The organism is Albibacterium sp., assembly GCF_035514885.1.
In the GTDB taxonomy this organism is placed as follows: domain Bacteria; phylum Bacteroidota; class Bacteroidia; order Sphingobacteriales; family Sphingobacteriaceae; genus Albibacterium.
Window position 1 is genome coordinate 109,487 of record NZ_DATJCH010000010.1, and the last position, 21,115, is coordinate 130,601.

Below are 21,115 nucleotides of genomic sequence, written 5' to 3' on the forward strand. Positions count from 1 at the left end.
TACTTTGTTTGTAAATGCTTAGAATATCATGAACATGTTATCCCCCAAAGTAATTTTTCTTGACGTTGGCGGTGTCCTTTTAAATAATGCTTGGGGACATGAGTCCAGAAAAGCAGTTTGTGAAAAATTTCATCTTAATTACGAAGAATTTGAGGTATTACATCAATTTGTGTTTAATTTGTATGAAATTGGCAAAATTACTCTGGATGAATATATAGAAACTACTGTTTTTAATCATCCAAGATCATTTGCCAAAGAAGAGATAAAGGAGTTTATGTTCTCTCAGTCTGTTCTGTTACCCAATATGTTACAGTGGATAATTGAATGGAAAGAAAAACATAAGATACCTGTTTTTTCACTGAATAACGAAGGAAAAGAATTGAACGATTATCGAATACATAAATTTGGATTGCATCGCTGCTTTGATGGATTTATTTCTTCTTGCGAAGTAGGCATGCGAAAACCGGATCCGGAATTATATAAATTGGCGCGGGGTATTGTGCAATTGCAGCCACATGAATGTGTGTATTTTGACGATCGCATCATGTTAGTTAATGCTGCTGCAAAGCATGGTATTCATAGCTTTCATCACCAAGATTTTGAATCAACTAGGATGATTTTCGATAATTTTACAATATAATTACACAATGAATAATGAGTAATTCGAATAGTAAAGACTATGTCTTAGGAATGATTGGTCTGGGTACGATGGGTCGAAACTTATTGCTCAATATGGCTGATCATGGATTTGCAGTATCAGGTTTTGATCTGGATCCACAAAAGGTGGCTCAATTAGAGGAAGAAGCGGATGGAAATAATGTTAAAGGATTTTCAACTATCGTCGACTTTGTTGGAAGCCTGAAAAGTCCGAGAACGATTATGCTACTAGTACCTGCGGGAAAGATAGTTGACAGTGTTATTGAAGACCTATTGCCCTTAATTGATCAAGGGGATATTATCATCGATGGCGGGAACTCTCATTTTACAGATACCAATCGCCGGGTAGAAGATTTAGAACGTCAAGGTTTGCATTTCTTTGGAATGGGGATCTCAGGTGGTGAGGAAGGCGCCCGTCGCGGTCCAAGCATGATGCCGGGAGGGGATAAAGCTGCTTATGAGGTAGTAAAGCCAATACTGGAAGCAATATCTGCCAAAGTTGATGGTGAGCCTTGCGTAACCTATATCGGTCCTGGTGCATCAGGCCATTTTGTAAAAATGGTGCATAATGGCATTGAATATGGAATTATGCAATTAATTGCTGAAACCTACGAAGTGTTTAAGAAAGGATTGAAGTTAGATAATGAAACAATTCAGCGAACTTTCAAAGAATGGAATGAAGGTAAATTACAATCCTATCTATTAGAAATTACAAGTGATATTTTTGCCTTTAAAGACAAAAAAACGGGTAGGTTGCTGGTTGATTTAATCAAAGATCAGGCAAAAGCAAAGGGGACCGGTAAATGGACTTCGCAAATATCCATGGACTTGACATTACCTATCACCGTAATTGATACTGCGGTTGCTATGCGTGATTTGTCTAGATTTAAAGATTTGAGAGTACGTGCTGCTGCTGTCTATTCAAAGAAAGAACTAAACGGATTGCAATCTGAAGACCAGCAGGCTTTTATTGCCAATCTCAAAGAAGCTTTCTATTTCAGTATGATTATTACTTACGCACAAGGTATGCATTTGTTAATGCAAGCATCTGAGGAATATGGCTATGGACTGGACTTGGCTAAGATTGCTAAAATCTGGCGGGGAGGATGTATTATCCGTGCTCATTTCTTAGATACCATTTATGATGCTTTTCAAGAACATTCGGATTTACCACATTTATTGCTTGATGCTAAAGTAGAATCTCTTATTCAAGAAAGCTTATCGGATGCTCGTTCGATAATATCAAAAACAATACAACAGGGAATCGCGGTACCAGCTTATGCTGCTGCCTTAGGCTACTTTGATACACTAAGGAGTGAATCAATGCCGGATAACCTTATACAAGCACAACGCGACTTCTTCGGCGCACATACCTATGAACTTATAGGAAGCGAAGGAAGTTATCACACTAATTGGGAAGAAAAATTATAAATCGTTAAATATTAATAATAGCTCATGGCTTCAAAAATTGTTCACGAACAACCTACTATTTTCATTATTTTCGGTGCAACAGGAGATTTGTCCTGGCGAAAACTCGCACCAGCACTTTACAACCTGTATTTGGATAAATTCATGCCGCATAATTTTGCAATCATTGGAAATGCAAGAGCCAAAATGACGAATGAAGAGTTTCAGGGTAAAATGCTTGAAGGAGTTAATCAGTTTTCTAGAAATGGAAAAGCTGATAAAGCTATCTGGAAAGACTTTGCACAACACATTTCGTATCAGAGTTCTGATGTACAGGACAATGCAAGTTATAAATCATTTGCTGATTTTATTGAAGCATTTGAATCAAAGCATAAAAGTAAAGCTCGGGTAATTTATTACCTGGCTGTAGCGCCGCGCTTTTTCCCGATTATCGCTTCTAAACTTGCTGAAAACAATTTAGCAACAGATCCTAAAACCAGTAGGGTGGTTATAGAAAAACCATTCGGTCATGATCTTGAATCAGCCAAATCTTTAAACGTATTATTGTCGACTTTATTCCAGGAAGAACAAATTTATCGTATCGACCATTACTTAGGAAAAGAACCTGTACAGAATATCATGGCTTTCCGCTTTGCGAATTCGATCCTGGAGCCTATCTGGAATCGCAATTACATAGAGCACGTGCAAATCTCTGTTACCGAGCAATTAGGAGTGGAGAATCGCGGAGGCTATTATGAGGGAGCTGGCGCGATGAGAGATATGATTCAAAATCACCTGTTGCAATTGCTTTGTTTGGTAGCGATGGAAACGCCTATCAACTTTGGTGCTGATGAAATACGTAACAGAAAGGTTGACGTATTACATTCTATGAGAAAGTTTGAACCCGATGATGTTCAAAAGTATGTTGTAAGAGGGCAATACGCAAAGGGGTGGATTGAAGGAGAAGAAGTAGAAGGCTATCGTAAGGAGCAGGGTGTTGACCCTCAGTCTAATACAGAAACCTTTGCGGCCGTTAAGTTTTTTGTAGACAACTGGCGTTGGCAAGGTGTACCATTCTATGTACGTTCCGGAAAAAGAATGCATCAGAATACATCTACAATTATTATTCAATTTAAGGATGTTCCTCATTGTGTTTTCCCTTCGGAAGTAACCGATAATTGGCAACAAAACCGATTGGTTATCAGTATTCAACCTGAAATGAGTATTCGTTTGCAGCTACAGGTTAAGAGACCAGGGTTGGATATGGTTCTTAATACGGTTGATATGCTTTTCAATTATAAAGGAACTTATAAACATGGAGAGCCAGAAGCATACGAAACTTTATTGACTGATATTATGGAGGGGGATCAAACTTTATTTATGCGTGGCGATCAAGTTGAAGCTGCGTGGGAATTGTTGATGCCAATCCTAAATGCTTGGTCTAATCGTAAGAGTTTAAGCTTCCCGAATTATCAGTCTGGTTCTTGGGGACCAGAGCTTGCTGAGGCATTAATTGCACAAGATGGTTTCCATTGGTTTACGCTTCCTTTTGATAACGAATAATCATCTGTAAATTCATTATAATAAAAAGGGTGGAGGTTTTAATCTCCACCCTTTTTATATCTTGCTTATTCATCTTTTCACCTGAATTAATTGACATTATCAGGCTCTTCATTGATTCCTTTTTGATTAAAATAAAGTATCTTTAATTCTTTAACTAAGATTAATTGTTAGAGTTTGGCTATTTATAGTAATTAATGTAAGTCTTATTTAATATCTTAGATGGTTATTTAAGTCGTAAAAAATATATCATGAATAAACCGAATTTTAAAGTTTTTGAAACTGTAGATAATCTTCTTTTATCGTTAGCTGACTCATTTGTAGAGATTGGTAATGAGGCAATTGAAGATAATGGCAAATTTAATGTAGTGTTATCAGGAGGGAGTTCTCCTAAGAAGCTATACGAATTATTAGCATCTCCAGCCTATCAAAATAAACTGGATTGGAGTAAAGTAAATTTCTTTTTTGGAGATGAGCGCAATGTGCCAGCAAACGACTCTCAAAATAATGCTTTGATGGCAAGAAAAGCTATGTTTGAACCACTTCTGATTCCTGAAGCTAATATATTTGCAATTGATACTTCTTTAGAGCCTGCGAAAGCCGCTGAAGCTTATATGAAAACTATTGAAGAGCAATTTTTAAAAAAGCCTATTCAGTTCGATTTAGTATTATTAGGCTTGGGTGATGATTCGCATACCGCTTCTTTATTTCCATATACGACAGTTTTGAAGGAGAAGGAAGCCTCTGTTAAGTCAGTTTTTGTAGAGAAACTAAATACTGATCGAATTACTTTAACAGCAGCTTTAATTAATCAGGCAAAGCGCATTGTCTTTTTAGTATACGGAGAGGGTAAAGCAGCAGCTGTTAAAACTATTTTTGGTGAAGTTCGAGATACGGAAAAATATCCTGCTCAACTTATTCGCGAAGATAATCAAACCTCCTGGTTTTTAGATAAAGACTCTGCGAGTAAAATTACTATCGAGGGTTAGGAATAAGTTTTTATTCGCGTTTGTTAGAGACGTAAAGATCTTTCAAGTAGCTTTTAAGAACGAGAGCGTCATTGTGTTTTTCATCTTTTGCACCATAAAGAAGAGTAACAGGATGTTTTTTAATTTGCTCTATCAATTGCGACACTTGTTCCTTGTTTTTTTGAAGTTCAGAAAAGTAACGTTTTTTAAATTCGTCCCATTTATCGGGATCATGTCCAAACCATTTACGAAGATGGGTGCTTGGCGCTATGTCTTTTAGCCATAAGTCAGCACCTACTTTTTCCTTTGTTAACCCCCTGGGCCATAGTCGGTCTACCAATATACGTACACCATCTTCTTTGTCAGGTTTCTCGTAGACCCTTTTGATTTTAACGGTCATTCCATTTGATATTTCTTAAGTAACAAGTTAATAAATATTTTGTTTACAGACCTGCTTTATTCTCCTATAAAGAAATACCCGACTCGAAAGAGAGGTTTTCTCTAATGTGAAAATACCTAATATTAGGTATTGTAGCACTCTGCTTGGGGTGATAGTTTTGCATAATATAAACTGCTGGAGGTTATATAAATCGACACTCGAGCATTAATTTCTCAAATAAAATAGAAGATATGAAATCAAAACATTTACTATTGAGCATGTTTGCAGGCATCTTGTTCCTGTCTTTATTAGCTCAGCCGGCTTTTGCCCAAAAGGCAAAGAATAGAGTAATGACGATTAGTACAGAGAGTGGCGCCAATCTTTTTGTGGATGGTAACCAGGTAACATCACCTGTAAAAATTAAAATTCCAAAATACTCTAATATCAGTGTAAAAGTAGAGAAAGTTGGTTTTGTAACAGAAACTCGTAAGTATGAGAACAATGGAATCAATATCATTCCGAAGTCTGATTTTATTACTCTAATAAAAGATGAAGCTTATGAAAATTCTTTTGTTACAAATTTGGCTAATCAGGATATTGACATTCGTCCGGCCAGAAATCAAGATGACTCTTGGGTATTATTAAGTCGCTTAGTGACATCTACTTTTGATGTGATTGCAATTACTGATAAATCAACAGGATATATGGCTACTGCATGGTCGGCTAAAACGTTCAATTCAGGTGTTGTTCGAACACGGCTAATCGTAAAAACAAGCAATACAAACCCATTAGAATATAAAGCTAAACTGGTTTCAGAAATTGCGCCTCCTGGTGTAGGTGTAAACTCGGATGAATCATTTCGTAAATGGGATCGTGTATTGCGGACCTTTGAAAATGTAATTCCTGATTTACAAACACGCTTGAACGTAAACTAATTCTATTATTGTCTTTAACGAATTATGAAAGCTTTTTATAAGGTTAGTATTGTAGCCGTTTTGTCGTGCCTTAGTGTTTTTGCCTATGGTCAGCAATTTAATGAATCTGATTTTGGTAAATTTTACATAAGGCTAGGTGTAAGTCTTCCCCAAGGTCATTTTAAAAATGCCTTTGATCCTACAATTCCACTTTATGAGAATATCGATCAAAATGGAGGTATGTCGGCTGAAACAGGTTTCAACATTGAGTTTGGAAAGTACTATTTCCTGCATGAAGATCCAATTCAGGAGTTGTTTAAGGTTGGCTTGGATGCTACTTTTTTTTCCTTTAATTATCTCCCTATCGCGTGGCCTGTAGAGGTGGGGGATGACAATTATAACCTCCTTACCTTTTCTGCGAAACTTGGTCCGGTGGTATCTTTTAACGTTGCAGAAAATTTGTATGCTGATTTCTTTGTTAAAGCAGCACCTACTTTTATAGCTTCTTCTTCTGATATTCTCTATACAAAAGGAGAAGAAGACGGATATGAAAGTATATCTCTTTTTAATGAATCGTCCAGTGCTTTTGCAATCAGAAGTGATATTGGCATAAATTTGCGATATAGCAAAGGCAGCCTTACGTTAAGCTATGAATCAGGAAAAGTGAAAACCAATAGTTGGTATTATAATGGCGAAGATATAGATTATCAAGGAAAGATGCCTATGGGGATTTTTCAGGCAAAGTTAGGTTTCCAAGTTTTTTAATATAAAATATGATCGCAAAAATTTATGTGAAATCAATACCCTTTAAAGATTGCATGAAAATTACGTCCCTTTGAACTCAATCTAAAAGGAATGAGCCCGATATTATCGGGCTCATCGCATATAAGTATAATGAATTGTTTGGCTTTGGCCACAGAATCAATACTTTAAAAATTATTTTTTAAAGTTGTTTCTCTTAGAAATGGAATTGGATTCCGATGCTAGGAGAAAAGAAGTCGGTTCCGATTGAGAATGCTTCTGAGCCTTCTCCTTTAATTTTATCCCCATCTGCGTTTTCCAAAGTATAGTGGTTGTAAGATGCACCGTTTAATGTAAATTCAATTCCTATTTTCTTGCTTGGGTAGTATGCAAATCCAGGAGATAGAGCTACTCCGATAGAAGTAGATGATCCTGTTTTGTCACCAACTTCTAAGTCTGCATCAGTCGATTTTGTAGTTCCAAATGCCATTGGCACAGAAAGTTGTCCGAAGAACTGAAATTTATCAGCAACAGGAATGTAGTAACGACCGAAAGGTGAAATTACGAAAGCTTCACTTTTGCCGAAATTTCCTGGAGTTGATGATTTTGCTGATTGATATCCTATGCCGGTACCCACTGCTATGTTGTTATCAACGAAATAACCAACATTAGGAACAATTGAGAAACTGTGTGATGCTTTTGCGTTATCTGCATCTGATTTAGAAGTGCTGTAATGAACATTTCCACCTACAATAAACTGACCTTTGTCTGTTTGTGCTTGAGATGTAAAAACAATACCTCCTAATAGTGCAATTGATAAGAAAATCTTTTTCATTTTGTGTTGTTGTTAAATATGTTTTTAAAATTGTAATTATTTCGGCAATACATTTTGCCTTTTTGTTTGAACAAATATCCTGCTAAATGGGAGGGTATACAAGGGTGGATTATCGGTTAGATTGGTCAATATGTCCGATTGCCATAAGTTGAGAATTAAATGACAATTCGCTATTTAAAAAGAATAGGCCTAACTTTCTTATTAAAAGCAAGTTAGGCCTATTCTTAAATTAAAGTCATTTTTTGGCTTAAAAGTCCAATTTGAAGCGGGCTCTTACTCCCCATTCAGAAACTCCTGGATTGTCCAGGTAAGAGAATCTTTTTACCAGATCTACACGGAAAAGTTTGAAGATATTTGCGATACCCACACTGCCTTCTATATAAGGCTCTCTATTAAGTGTATATGAGATTGGCACACCGTTTTCATCCAATGGGAATTGAAATAAATTATTATTCGTATTATAGTTAGGATTATTCTCGTCTCTTAAACTACCCCATAGTGATTTGAAACTAAATACTTCTCTAAGTTTTAGTTTTTTAACTAATGGAATTTTGTTGAATAAAAAGCCATTCATATAGTACTGTACATCGATAGCGGCATATCGATCACTCATAAATTCCATGAAATTCATTAAGTTATATGAATTTAGTTGATATGCATACGTTTGGTTCGCACGGTGTATAGTTAATAAAGGGAACGGAATGTTATTTCCAAAAATGTAGCCTCCTTCCGTAGTGACATCTGCATAACCCAATTGCGATAAGTATACACGTTTGAAGATACTTGCACTTAATTTATGGTAATTATGCTCACCATCCAAAAATCCTTTCAAACCCATATCGTAATTCAATGTAAAGATTGGGTATTTATTAAAGATAGGGGTGCGGTAAAGTTTTCCCTGATAGTATTGCTCATTTGGAGCATACCGCACCTGGAAGTTTAATTCACTTGTGTTTAGCGATTCAACATTAACCGGATCTCCGGCAGTATTTAATCGCTGATACTTTAAGATTCCAGCAGGGCTTTGTTTCCATTTGGTAAAGCCTGCATTGAAAGATAGATGGTTTTCAAACTCCCGAACGTATTCCAGACGATAGATATCGTTATAGAGCCAACGCTGGTTGTCGCCACGTTTAAAGGACAGTAAGAAGTTATCTTCCTGAACGAATCGCAATTCTTGTCCGGGTATTTTTGTATCTCGTTGAAAGCTTGCTCTTAAATAGTTGCCCGGAAATTTATAGATCGACCTTTTGTTGAATGAATAGGTACCGCTTAAAAAGTATTTCCATTTTTCATCTTTAAAACCATAGGCTGCATATGTTTCTGCATAAAAGCGTTTGTTGAATTCTGGGGTAGTTCTTCCACCTAGTCGTAATCTGAATCCTTCTACGGGATTAAAGCTATAAAAAGTATTTGCTGGTCCCATTTCAAATTTTCCGAAATTTTTATACCCTGCAATAATCAACGTGCTGATATCCATAAATCTTTTGAAAGACTTGATGGTTTGAAGGGTGTCTACATTTCTATAAATAGTAACTTCATCGGCATTTAATGGAATTGGACGGATATCTTCCCAGTAAGCATCATCCTTCTTTTCTTCTGTATTGTATACTAATACTTCACCCGGGCCTGAGTAAACACTATCGGGTTGTGGTTTGTTGAAAATATAGTTTTCGTAGTCAACCGTACGCTGCCCAAAGATTCCTCCACCTTTTTCTGTGATAGCAAATTCCATTGCAAGCGTACTTTTGCTTAGGAAGTAACGACCGTCTTCTTTATTTTTATCGAATTCGAGGTTGGCCTCCAGGCCGCGCATAAAGTTAAGGTTGATATCATTATTAACAGTTAGATAAGCACCTTCTACCGCATAATTGCCTTCCAATGTGATGTATAATTTCCCTTCAAATAGCAGATCCGATTTATTTCGTGGAATGAAACTTAGTTCTACGAGCCATGGGTCATTGGTCTTAATCGTATCGGTAATAAAGAACTTATAGAAGGTAGGCGAATTATTTGCTATCGGACTTAATAACAGGTTGGTCGCAATAGAAATATTGTTATCGTAGATGTTTATATCTTCGTATAGACGGTTGAAGTAAGCAGACAGTCCATCGTTATCAATAAATCTGGGGTCAAACTGAGCTTTCTTATTAGCTAATACATATTGTTTTTTCTTTTCCGGGTCACCTCTATAGTATACATTCGATACTTTCTCTTCCATATAGGCAGGAAGTGTGATGCTTCCTCCCATTTCGGTTGAGTCCTGTTCGTTGAAAAGAAACTGGTAGTTATTAAAGATCTTTTTGTTCTTAAACTTTTCGCTTAAATTACTTAAGGCAAAGGTTATTTTTTCGTATTGTTCGAACTGAACATATTCATGAGCTCCCATTTGGTTCTCGTCTTTATGTTCGATTACTTTTTTGATTAGTTCAACAGCCGGATTATCACGGTTACGATATCTTCCTCTTTTTCCGGTAATTACTACTTCGTCAAGCATATCTTCATTAACATCCATTTGAATATTAATGGTTTGATCTATGCCTGGTTTGAGGTCAACTTCGACAGGAAGATATCCAATGAAGTTGAATTTTAATTTAGTTTGCCCTCCGGATAGTTTAATTGTATATCGCCCGTCGTCATCAGCTGAAGTTCCTATAGTTGAACCGGGAACTGTTATTGTAACGTAAGGAAGTGTTTCACCTGTTACGAGATCTGTTATGACACCTCGTACGCTTGTGCTTTGTCCGAATACGAAACCAGTTTGGAAAAGAACGAACCAGATGAAAGTAGTGAATTTTATTATGGACTTTGTCATTGCATGTTTATGCTTAACCTTGCTTAAAAATTTTGCAAGTATATTGATTTATTATCATATGGGGATTGAAAGAAGTGGAATCTCACTTTGAGATGCCATAACCCGAGTTTTACTTTTGTGGATAAGTGATTGCCAAAAGCCATATCGCTGTGGAACCATAATCAGTAAATCAGCCTGAGTGTGCTTTATCTCTTCTTTTATCGCTTCAATTATCATTTCTGACTGAATGTTTTTATAGGAGTAGGAGATTCCTTCTAAACCTTCACTTATTTGAGACGATTTCGCGAGTTCTGTTACATTATTTTCAAGTTTTCTTATGTTATTCTGAACGTGAAATACTTGAACCTCAGCGTTCGAGAGTTTTGCATACTCTTTAATTGTATTCAAGATGTGAACATTTACCCCTCTCAATACATCACAGGCGTATAATATTTTCTTGATGACCTTAAATTTAACACCCATTGGTATTGCAAGTACAGGAAACTTCTGTTTCATAATTGCAGCTGTTGTCGAGTTGCCGAAAAGTTCCTGCTCTAAAGAATAGGCTGCAGTACCCATAATGACCATTTCTGCATCGTATTTTTGAAATAGATTCTCTAATTCGTCATTTAGTTCTAAGAAGCTTGAATCAAAGTCGACTTCTATTGCGTATTTTTCAGAAAGTTCTACCGCTCTCTTCTTTAACATTAAACTATTGTTATCAAGAAGTTCTTTGAATGCCGTTGCCGGTAATCGAGCGTTGGACGCATGCAAAGGAATGCTAAATGAATTAAATAAAACAATGTTTGTCTGCGCATATTGTGCAGCTGCTCCAGCAAATTCCACTGCATTTTCTGCTTCTTTTGAAAAATCTGTCGCAACAATTAAAGTTTTCATAGATATAAATTAATGTAACATGTCTTTATGGTCTTCAGGATTGTAATTTGCCTGAAGCTCGGCAAGTTTTTTCTTGCCATATGCAATTCTGGTTATTACTACGAACAGAACCGGTACTACGAATATTGCTAATATGGTGGCTACAGTCATACCAGAAGCTACTGTCCAACCGATAGTTTGACGTGAAATTGCACTGGCACCTGATGAGAAGATTAAAGGAATAACACCTAGTATGAATGCAAGAGATGTCATTACAATAGGTCTTAGCCTAAGTTTTACAGCTTCAATGGTTGCCGCAATTATTTCCATTCCCATATCAACACGCTCTTTGGCAAACTCAACGATTAGGATCGCATTTTTTGCTGAGAGTCCAATCAGAGTAATTAGGCCCACTTGCGCATAAATGTTATTATCGAGATAGGGTAGGAACGTGAGTGCAAGTATAGCTCCAAATAGTCCCAATGGAACACTTAATAAAATAGAGAACGGTACCGACCAGCTTTCATAGAGAGCAACCAATAATAAAAATACTACTACAATAATCAACGTAAAGATACTTGCAGTGGCATCTCCAGATTCTTTTTCCTGGTTACTCAGACCAGAGAAAGTATAGCTATAGCCCTCAGGTAATACTTGTGCGGCTGTTTCTTCTAAAGCCGTTAGGGCATCGCCACTACTGTAGCCAGTCATCGCCGAGCCACCTACTTGTATGGACCTGAATAAGTTAAAGTGATTGATAATAGCCGGATTTTCTTCTTTGTTATAAGAAACCATGGTATTTAAAGGTACTTGGGTACCTGCCATATTCGGAACATACAAGTTGTTTAAACTTTCAATAGAACTTCTGTAATTTGTATCGGCTTGTGCTACAACCCTAAAGTTACGTCCGTATCTGGTAAAGTCATTGATATAGCTACTTCCAAAATTAGAAGCGATGGTGCTATAGACACTACCGATCGATACACCCATTTTCTTAACCTGATCGCGGTTAACGCTTACCTTATAACTAGGTGTTCTGGGATTGAATAGTGTGTAAGCCATACCAAGTTCAGGTCTCTGGTTGGCAGCTCCAAGGAACTGTCCTACAACCCCAGAAAAGTTATTAATATCTCCTGCTTGGTGTTCTTGAATTTCAAGTGTGAAACCACCGCTTATACCCAATCCAGGAATGGGTGGAGGTTGTACAGCCTGAACGGTTCCGTCTTTATCGTTTGCGAATTCCTGTGAGACGTTAGCTATTATGTCTGTAACTCCTCTTTCTCTTTCCTCCCATGGTTTTAACTGAACGAAGAAGGTTGCTGCGTTTGATACAAATGCACCACTTAATAGATTGATGCCCGTAATGGAGGTTACACTGGCTATTTCTGAGTTCTTTTCCCGAATGGTTTCAGATACACGATCAACAAAGTCTTGTGTACGAACAGTTGATGAGTTTTCAGGAAGTGAAGCTCCAATTATAAAAATACCTGCATCTTCAGAAGGAATGAATCCGGAAGGTTTTGCTGAAAACAAAGCAAGCGTTCCTACATAGATACAGATTAAAAATACAATTACTAATGGAGATCTTTTTAAACACCATCTTACATTTTCTGAATATTTAGAGGTAATTCTGGCAAACCAGGCGTTGAATTTATAGAATACTCCGCTTAATCCCTTTGATTCTTTATTTAAGCTGGTTGGTTTTAATAAAAGAGCACAAAGTGCAGGTGTTAAAGATAGAGCCACAAATGCAGAGATCAATACTGAGATTGCGATTGTGATTGCAAACTGCTGATATAACTGGCCTACCATTCCAGGGATAAATCCTACCGGTATAAATACTGCTGCCAATATTAGTGCAATAGCGATTACAGGCGCAGAGATGTCTTTCATGGCTTTTTTAGTTGCCTTTTTTGGTGAGAATCCTTGATCAATGTAATGCTGGACGGCCTCCACGACGACGATGGCATCATCAACCACGATACCAATTGCGAGCACGAAACCGAACATGGTTAAAACGTTTATTGAGAAGCCCAGTAAGGTAAAGAAGATAAACGTACCAATAATAGATACCGGAATAGCTAAGACCGGAATCAGTGTTGCCCTCCAACTTTGAAGGAAGATAAATACCACCAGGGTAACCAAAAGAATGGCTTCAATCAAGGTCTTAACAACCGAGTTGATGGAAGCATTTACGACCGATACAGTTTCGTAACCAATTACATAATCTATATCATTTGGAAATGAAGCTTTTAATTCGTCAAGTGCTTTGTAAATACCATCGGCAGTTTGAACGGCATTACCTCCCGGGGTTTGATAGATACCCATCATCGCAGATGTTTTTCCGTTTACTTTTGCACTGATATTATAAGCGAATTGACCTAGTTCTACACGGGCAATGTCTTTTAAATAAACGGCTGATCCATTCGGATTAGTTTTTACGATGATATCTCTGAATTCTTCTTCTGTTGTTAGGGCACCATCTAAGATTACTGAATATTCAAAAGTTTGGTTGCTTTGTTGTGGAGCACCACCTACACTACCGCCTGGTATACGTGTGTTTTGTTCTTGTACGGCTGCTGTTACCTGAGCTGGTGTGATTCCCAAACTTGCCATTTTGGTTGCATCCATCCAGATACGCATACTAAAAGGCTGTCCGAATGCCATTACGTCTCCAACTCCGGGAACACGAAGCATCGCATCTTTTACGTATATATTAACATAGTTTGCCAGGAATTGCTCGTCGTAGGTTCCATTTGGAGAAATCAAACCCAACACCATGAGCATATCTGTATTAGCTTTCTTTGTTGTAACACCTAAACGTCTTACAGGCTCAGGAAGGGAAGGTTCCGCTATTCCTACTCTGTTTTGAACATCCAATGCTGCAATATCGATATCGGTTCCTACTTCGAACGTTACTGTAATGGTTGAACGACCGTCAGCAGTACTTGAGGAACTGATGTATTTCATCCCCGGTGTACCGTTAATCTGACTTTCTATTGGTGTAGTAACTGTTTGCTCTACGGTTTGTGCGTCAGCACCTGTATAGGTTGCTGATACTGTTACTGTTGGAGGTGCGATGGTAGGGTATTGGCTGATTGGTAGACCTGTTAAAACAATGGTACCAACCAAGACAATTAGTATAGAGATAACGATGGCCATGGCCGGTCGTCTGATAAAAATTTCTGATATCATATCCTTTGTGAATTAAATAAGTTCTAGTTTGTTGTTTCAGCAGCGGTATCAGGTGTAACTTGAATGGTTGCACCAGGACGAAGTTTCATGGTTCCTTCAGAAACAATTACTTCACCTTCTTTTAAACCGTCTGTAACTACAATTTGGTCTTGAACTGTACTTCCTGTTTGTATAATTCGCTGAGCCACTTTACTACTGTCACCAACTACGAATACGGAGTAATTTCCTAATTGTTCGGTTACAGCTTTATGTGGTATGATTAATTGAGGGACACTTGATTTGTTTAAAACTTTTACATTGCAGGTCATGCCTGATACTAAAACGCCTGCAGGATTTGGATAGCTAATCCTTACTTTTATAGTTCCTGTTCCTGGGTCAACAGCTCTGTCGATTGCTACAATGCTTCCATTTAATGAATATTGAATTCCATTTTGCTCAATGCTGAAAATGGAATCGCTGATGCTTTGAGAAGGATTCTTCTGTAAGTCAAGGAATCTTTGTATATCTTTTTGATTAACGGAAATATCAACTGCCATTGGATCGTTTGTTGATACGGTGTTTAATAAAGTAGAACCCGGACTAACCAATGCACCTAGTTTAACCTGCGAAATACCAATTGTTCCTGTTAGAGGAGATGTAATTACCGAACGGTTCAAATTAGCCTGTGCTGTTGCGAGATTGGCTTGAGCAGCTGCTACTTGTGAAGAAGCATTTGCTAAATCTGTTAAGGCATAATCTACGCGTTGTGTGGCAATTGCTTCTTTTTCTGCCAAGGCTGTATAGCGTTGTGCATCTTTTTCTGCTTTTGTTTTATTAGCTTGAGCAACTTCTAAATTGGCTTTGGCCGAGTTGTAAGCTGCTATATAATTGGTACGATCAATCTCATATAGTTTTTGACCCTTTGTTACTTTCTGTCCGTCACTTACATAAATAGCAGTAATGTAACCACCCACTTCCGCACGAAGCTCAACCTCATTGAGAGCAACAACAACTCCCGGATATGTGTCGGTTGTTGTAATATTTTTCTTTTCAACGGTATAGGTAGAGACGGCTGTTGGAGGTGGGGCAGTTTGTTGTGCCTGTTGTTCTGTACCTCCGCAAGCAGCAAGAAGTATAGAACCTGTTAATATTGTTAAACCTGATTTTATTGAGTCGAAATTCATTGCTATTTGTTATTGATTTAAGGAAATGGTGCCTAATGCTTGTTGTACGTCTAGTTTAGCTGAAAGTAAACTGTAGAGTGTATTGAGATAATTGAGCTGGGCCGTTCTAAGGTCGGTTTCGGAAGTCATGAGATCTAAATATGCTTTTATACCTTCATCGTATTGTAATTTGATCGTATTGTAGACCTCTTCTGAAATCTCAACATTTTCTTTTGCTGTTCTCCAGTCATTTAAGTTTGCTTTATAGGAAGCCATCGCTTGTTCATATTGACTGTTGATTTGATTTTTGGTATTGATTAAATCCAAGTCGATACGGTCTTCGAGAAGTTGCGACTTTTTAATTTCTTGAATTCGTTTTGTTCCTTGAAAAATCGGGATGGATAATCGTAAACCAACGATAGATCCAGGGTAAGATTGATCGTATAGGTTTCCAAAATCGTTATTGTTAAAGGCCCAATTATAATTAATAAAGCCTGATAGACTTGGTAAGAACTGGAGTTTGCTATAGCTGGTATTAATTTGTTGAAGCTGTCTTTGAGTTTGAAGCTCGCGGAATTCGACGCGATTTTGATAGTTTAATATAGCGCTTGTGTCAAGCAATACGCTTTGTTCCATCTCTTCTCCGTTAAAGGATAGGCTTAAGTCCTTTTCTGCATTATAACCAATCAAAGCTTTTAAATAAGCATACTTATATTTCAATAGCTCTTCTGTTCTTCTCAAGTCAGCTTTAGAATTACTTAAGCTGATTTGAGCACGTTGAAAATCAGTTTTATCAACTAAACCAACTTCATATTGTGCTTTAGCATCTTGAAACTGTTTCTCTAAGCGATTAATATTTTCTGAAATGATTTTTAGCTGTTCCTGACTTGTTAGAATATCGTAATATGCTTTGCTTACATCAACAATTGTATTGATACCTTGTCTTTCAGTATTTAAATCATATTGCTGACGATAGTATTTAACTGATTTAGAGGCTTGTATTAATCCCGCATCCAAGATTTTCTGATCTGCTTGCAAAGTGATATTAGATGAGTTTTTAGAACCCATACTTATATAGGAGGTCTCTCCTCCGATAGTAAGCGGACTAACTTGTTGTTTTAAAGTGTGATTAAGGTCGGCATTTGCAGTAATTTGTGGTAACCAACCAGAAAGTGCGGAATTGATGTCTCTTTCTCCAATTTCTTCATCGATTAAAGCCTGTTTAATTTCAGGCTTGTTTTTTAAGGCATATTCAACAAGTTGTGGTAGTGTTGCATTTTGAAGTGTGGGATCATTGACTTGCTGAGCTTGGGAAAAGTTGGGTAAGAAAATGGCTATCAGACCAATATAAAGGAAGATTCTTTTACAATTTTTCATCAATATGATTTGTTTCTTTAGATGTAATGAGCGAATTAAAATAATTAAAAAGCTCTCTGTTTTCTATTGCTAAAAATAAAGCGCAAAGAAAGCGATAAATCAAAATCTAAAAAAGGCTTGCTTGTCGGTTGTTTTGGTCTAAATGGCGTATTTTACTTAAAAGTAGTTTCAGGTGACATAAAGGAATTGTGACAGACTTTGGTGAGGTACTATATTGACCAATTTAAACGAATAATCAACCTTTTGTGAGGAAAGTTTTCAGATATTATTATCGAAATAATAATATATACACGAGTTATTTGCAATAATTATTTTGTAAAAGTAGATAAAATTAATAATTTGTCAAAAAAAATCGAGCAAATGTTGTATTTCTTTTTTCCATATTAATGGAATAAATGGCCAATTTGTTGGAACTTATTTTGTGAATGCAGTGTAATTTTCTATTTGAAGTGCTCATTTATATCAATATTGAAGAAGATTAAACTATTTTTGCAGGATTAAATCGTGGTCTAATTGCGATATGTAATTAGGTGATAGATAGATTGTTTTTATTATTGAAAAGTAAATAGTTGATGGGAGTGGATAGTATTAGTAAGGTTTCGAGTCAAATATATCAGAAAGCGGACCTAGACCATAGTAAGGTTAAGTTTGGACATACCGTTTTGAATGGTTTTTCGGTTATTGAAGAATTTAATGTCTGTAAGCGAGCTGACTTTGGATGTAATTTTCGCGCAGATTTTATGTCTATTTTTATAGTAACCGGGGGGCAGGGAGTGATTAGCCTTAATATGGAAGACATACAAATTAAAGAGAATAGTTTGATTCATATAGCTCCTAATATGTTGTTAGGTCCTTTACCTGAAAATCAATCGCTATCTATTTCTGGACTTAGCTTTACAACTGATTTTATTGCAGAGATTGGTTTGCCAGAAGGTACTTCTGAGATATTTAGCTATTTTTCTTCTAAATTCTTTCCAGTTTGGAACTTGATACCTGAAGATGCAGTGCTTGTTAAGCGACAAATCAGGTTATTGGTTGAGCATATTAAGGAATATGCTATTCATCCTTATGGGAAAGAAATACTCATTCATGGTTTCTATATTTTTATGTTTGAGATAGGTGCTTTAGCACGGAAGTATACACAGATGACCCGTTTAAATTTCTCTCGTCAAGAAAGTTTGGTTATCAAATTCAGCAACCTTGCACAACAGCAGTTTAGAGAAGTTCGTACGGTTAAAACCTATGCAGATCAATTAAATATCTCTGCCAAATACTTAACAGAGGTAGTAAAAGAATATTCCGGAAAAAATGCTAGTGAAATTATAAATGATCTTGTTATATTGGAGGCGAAGTTTTTATTGAGTAAGTCTCAATTAAGTATTGGTGAAATAGCTGAAAGGCTAAACTTTAGTGATCAATCCTTTTTTGGGAAGTATTTTAAGAGACAAACGGGACTTTCTCCCAAAGCTTTTCGAGAAGCTGATTATAAATAATATGATGAAGTATACAAGACTGTTTTCAATTTTATTTTTACTTAGTATTTTATGGCTTCCTGCATTTTCCCAACAGGATAGCATTCCGGTAACCACCATTGTTGAAAAGGTTAATAAACAGATAACAGATATTCCTTTAGAGAAAGTGTATCTCCACATGGATAAACCCTATTATGCTGTTGGTGATACTATTTGGTTTAAGGCTTATCTTACATCTGTTCAGAATGTTCCATCAGAGTTAAGTAAAATTGTTTATGTAGATGTTCTAAGCAGTAAGGATTCAATTGTTGAAAGTATTAAGATTCCAGTAATAAACGGTGTTGCGCCTGGAAGCATTCCAATTTCCGTTGATTCGTATAAACAAGGAAATTATCATGTTAGGGCTTATACGAGATGGATGCTAAACTTTAGTTCGAAGTATTTCTATTCAAAAAATCTGCTCATTGGAAATGCAATAAATAAAGACATCAGTACAAATATAACTTTTAATAGTACTTCTACAGATAAGAATGTAAAGGTAACTGCTCAGGTTTTATTTCAAAACGAAAACAATATGCCTTTAAGTAACCAAAGAGTAAACTGGGAAGTTATAGTTGATTATGAACGAATTGCCAGGGGAAGAGGAGATACAGATGCGAATGGTTTATTGAATATTGATTTTAGCAGTTCGAAAGATGTTGATTTAAGGAGTGGCGAACTCTTGGCAACAATTGATATAGGAAAGGCGAAGCCTATTAATGTCAGCTTTCCTTTGAATAAGGCTGCGTCAGAAAATGATCTTCAGTTTTTCCCTGAAGGGGGAGATTTAGTTGCTGGCCTACCTTCGGTGGTTGCTTTTAAAGCTTTGCGTTCAGATGGTTTGGGTGTTGAGCTAAAGGGTACTGTTGTAGATGCTGAAGGTACTATTGTGTCAGAAATAACTTCACAACATCTGGGTATGGGTAAGTTCTCATTTACTCCAGAAAGTAATAAGATATATTTTGCAAATGTTGAATTTGCGGATGGAAGTAAAGGGACTTTTAAATTGCCAGGTGTAAAATCGGAAGGAATCACTGTTTCTGTCGATAACAGCGATTTGAATAATCTGAAGTTTGTTATGCGTGCTAATGCTCCTTATGTTGAGAAAAACTTTAATTCAGGTTTCTATGTCATAGGTCGCAATGGCGGTGTTGTTTATTATGCGGCTCAGAGTGTTTTGCGCAATCAAGAATATATAGCATCTATTCCTAAGAAAAATTTTCCAACAGGTATTGCCCAATTAAGTATTTTATCGTCTTCAGGAAATATTCTTAGCGAACGTATTGTTTTTATTAAACAGGCCGATTCTCTTAAGATGGATTTAACATCTGATCTTCCAAAATATACCCAAAGACAGAAGGTTCAAATGAAATTGAATGCAAGTTCGGGAGGGGAACCTTCTTTAGGAAGTTTCTCTGTGGCTGTTATTGATGAAAGTAAGGTGCCGGTTAATGAAGATAAGGAGACAACCATATTAAGTAGTTTGCTTTTAACTTCTGATATTGAGGGTTATATAGAAGAACCTAATTATTATTTTTATCAAGTAGATAGTAAGAAGTTATCTGATCTGGATCTTTTAATGTTGACACAGGGTTATCGCAGGTATACGTATAAAGATATATTAGCTAATAAGCCACCAGCAATCTCTTATTTGCCCGAAAGAAGTTTAGCGGTATCTGGAACGATCAGAAGAAAGGATGGCATGCCTTTGGCGAATGGACGTTTACTATTGCAAATCCCTGAAAGATCATTTTATAAGGATGGTAAAACGGATGATAAAGGACGCTTTAGTTTTACTGACCTTGCATTTCAAGATTCAGTTGAAGTGGTTATAAATGCTCGCAATAATCTGAATTCTGAGAATTTAATGATTATGACCGATGGAGAGCCTTTTCCTGAACCGGATATAAGTGCCAGTGCACCAGATGAAGTTATAAATATTGACAATGCCTTGAAAACATATCTTCAGAATAGTAAGCTGGAAAATAGTTCTGGCTTTTTGTTAAGAGAAGTTGAAATTGAGGTGAGAGCTCCGAAAGCTCCGAGTCATGCAGATTATGGTGCGCTTTCTGGTTTGAGCATGCAGGCAGATTACCTTTATAAAGGTGATCAACTTGCTGGTTGTAATAACTTAATAAGTTGTTTGACGGGAAGTATGGGACTGACGTATGTGGATAGAATACTGTATTTAAGTCGTTCTTATAATACAGGTAATCGACTGCCAATAGAGATTTATGCTAATGGTTTGCAAGTAGACGTTAATTATCTTATGGGAATACAGGTGGAGGGAATTGAATCTATTGAAGTGTTTAATGATGATGGGGTAAGCGGAATTAATGCTAGAAACAGAACAAAAGGAGTATTAGTAATTAATATGAAAGAGGTTAAGAAGACGAAAGTAAGTGCACAGGATATTGCTGATCTTTTTGCTCCAACCAACGTAATGACCTTTATGCCTAATGGATACAGTGCTGAAAGGCAGTTTTATGTGCCGAAATATAGTGGCCCTCAAACTACTATGCAATCCAAAGATAATAGAACCACTGTATATTGGAATCCATACCTCTTAACGGATGAGAAAGGAGATTTGAATTTTGAATACTTTAATTCTGATGGTAAGGGAACCTTTAGAGTGGTAGTTGAAGGTATTGATGCAAACGGCCATATTGGAAGATCTGTATATCGCTATCAGGTTCAATAAGTAAGAGAAGAGAATAATAAAAGTCCCAAAATTGGAATAATCTATTCTAATTTTGGGA

Annotated in this window: 15 protein-coding genes; 8 read left to right on the forward strand and 7 right to left on the reverse strand. The window is 36.7% G+C overall.

Features of this window, described 5'->3' with window-relative positions:
- The first annotated feature begins 28 nt into the window (after window positions 1–28).
- The 4 genes from VL047_RS03200 (at window position 29) to pgl (ending at window position 4,613) form a co-directional block, all read left to right on the forward strand.
- Window positions 29–640 (forward strand): HAD-IA family hydrolase, encoded by a 612-nt coding sequence (locus VL047_RS03200; protein WP_325358446.1) that lies wholly within the window; start codon window positions 29–31, stop codon window positions 638–640.
- A gap of 14 nt (window positions 641–654) precedes the next feature.
- A complete protein-coding gene (gndA, locus tag VL047_RS03205) occupies window positions 655–2,088 on the forward strand; it encodes an NADP-dependent phosphogluconate dehydrogenase (protein WP_325358448.1) in 1,434 nt (477 codons plus the stop codon).
- 24 nt (window positions 2,089–2,112) lie between these two features.
- Complete coding sequence (zwf, locus tag VL047_RS03210) at window positions 2,113–3,627, forward strand: glucose-6-phosphate dehydrogenase (protein ID WP_325358450.1); 1,515 nt, start codon at window positions 2,113–2,115, stop codon at window positions 3,625–3,627.
- 248 nt (window positions 3,628–3,875) lie between these two features.
- On the forward strand, window positions 3,876–4,613 hold the full coding sequence (pgl, locus tag VL047_RS03215) for a 6-phosphogluconolactonase (RefSeq protein ID WP_325358452.1): 738 nt from the start codon (window positions 3,876–3,878) through the stop codon (window positions 4,611–4,613).
- Between the two features lie 10 nt (window positions 4,614–4,623).
- Here the strand turns inward: pgl and VL047_RS03220 are convergent, their stop codons facing one another.
- Window positions 4,624–4,992 carry a DUF488 domain-containing protein gene (locus VL047_RS03220; protein WP_325358454.1) on the reverse strand — a complete coding sequence of 123 codons (369 nt, stop codon included), beginning with the start codon at window positions 4,990–4,992 and terminating at the stop codon, window positions 4,624–4,626.
- A 230-nt stretch (window positions 4,993–5,222) separates the two neighbouring features.
- Here VL047_RS03220 and VL047_RS03225 point away from each other — a divergent pair, with 230 nt between their 5' ends.
- Window positions 5,223–5,906: a hypothetical protein gene (locus VL047_RS03225; protein ID WP_325358456.1), complete on the forward strand. Its 684-nt coding sequence runs from the start codon at window positions 5,223–5,225 to the stop codon at window positions 5,904–5,906.
- 24 nt (window positions 5,907–5,930) lie between these two features.
- The gene (locus VL047_RS03230) at window positions 5,931–6,650 is read left to right on the forward strand and encodes a hypothetical protein (RefSeq protein ID WP_325358458.1); all 720 of its coding nucleotides are present in this window, start codon (window positions 5,931–5,933) and stop codon (window positions 6,648–6,650) included.
- Between the two features lie 193 nt (window positions 6,651–6,843).
- Here VL047_RS03230 and VL047_RS03235 read toward each other — a convergent pair whose 3' ends face one another.
- The 6 genes from VL047_RS03235 to VL047_RS03260 all read right to left on the reverse strand — a co-directional run bounded on the left by VL047_RS03235 (window position 6,844) and on the right by VL047_RS03260 (window position 16,845).
- A complete protein-coding gene (locus tag VL047_RS03235) occupies window positions 6,844–7,461 on the reverse strand; it encodes an outer membrane beta-barrel protein (RefSeq protein WP_325358460.1) in 618 nt (205 codons plus the stop codon).
- A gap of 247 nt (window positions 7,462–7,708) precedes the next feature.
- Window positions 7,709–10,276 (reverse strand): DUF5686 and carboxypeptidase-like regulatory domain-containing protein, encoded by a 2,568-nt coding sequence (locus VL047_RS03240; protein ID WP_325358462.1) that lies wholly within the window; start codon window positions 10,274–10,276, stop codon window positions 7,709–7,711.
- A gap of 54 nt (window positions 10,277–10,330) precedes the next feature.
- On the reverse strand, window positions 10,331–11,152 hold the full coding sequence (locus VL047_RS03245; RefSeq protein ID WP_325358464.1) for a universal stress protein: 822 nt from the start codon (window positions 11,150–11,152) through the stop codon (window positions 10,331–10,333).
- 9 nt (window positions 11,153–11,161) lie between these two features.
- Window positions 11,162–14,326, reverse strand: coding sequence for a multidrug efflux RND transporter permease subunit (locus VL047_RS03250; protein ID WP_325358466.1), 3,165 nt, complete (start codon window positions 14,324–14,326; stop codon window positions 11,162–11,164).
- A 23-nt stretch (window positions 14,327–14,349) separates the two neighbouring features.
- A complete protein-coding gene (locus tag VL047_RS03255) occupies window positions 14,350–15,489 on the reverse strand; it encodes an efflux RND transporter periplasmic adaptor subunit (RefSeq protein ID WP_325358468.1) in 1,140 nt (379 codons plus the stop codon).
- A 9-nt stretch (window positions 15,490–15,498) separates the two neighbouring features.
- Window positions 15,499–16,845 (reverse strand): TolC family protein, encoded by a 1,347-nt coding sequence (locus tag VL047_RS03260; RefSeq protein ID WP_325358470.1) that lies wholly within the window; start codon window positions 16,843–16,845, stop codon window positions 15,499–15,501.
- Between the two features lie 572 nt (window positions 16,846–17,417).
- Between VL047_RS03260 and VL047_RS03265 the strand changes: the two genes are divergently transcribed.
- Window positions 17,418–18,338 (forward strand): helix-turn-helix domain-containing protein, encoded by a 921-nt coding sequence (locus VL047_RS03265; protein WP_325358472.1) that lies wholly within the window; start codon window positions 17,418–17,420, stop codon window positions 18,336–18,338.
- A gap of 1 nt (window position 18,339) precedes the next feature.
- Complete coding sequence (locus VL047_RS03270) at window positions 18,340–21,057, forward strand: carboxypeptidase-like regulatory domain-containing protein (RefSeq protein ID WP_325358474.1); 2,718 nt, start codon at window positions 18,340–18,342, stop codon at window positions 21,055–21,057.
- The last annotated feature ends 58 nt before the right edge of the window (window positions 21,058–21,115 follow it).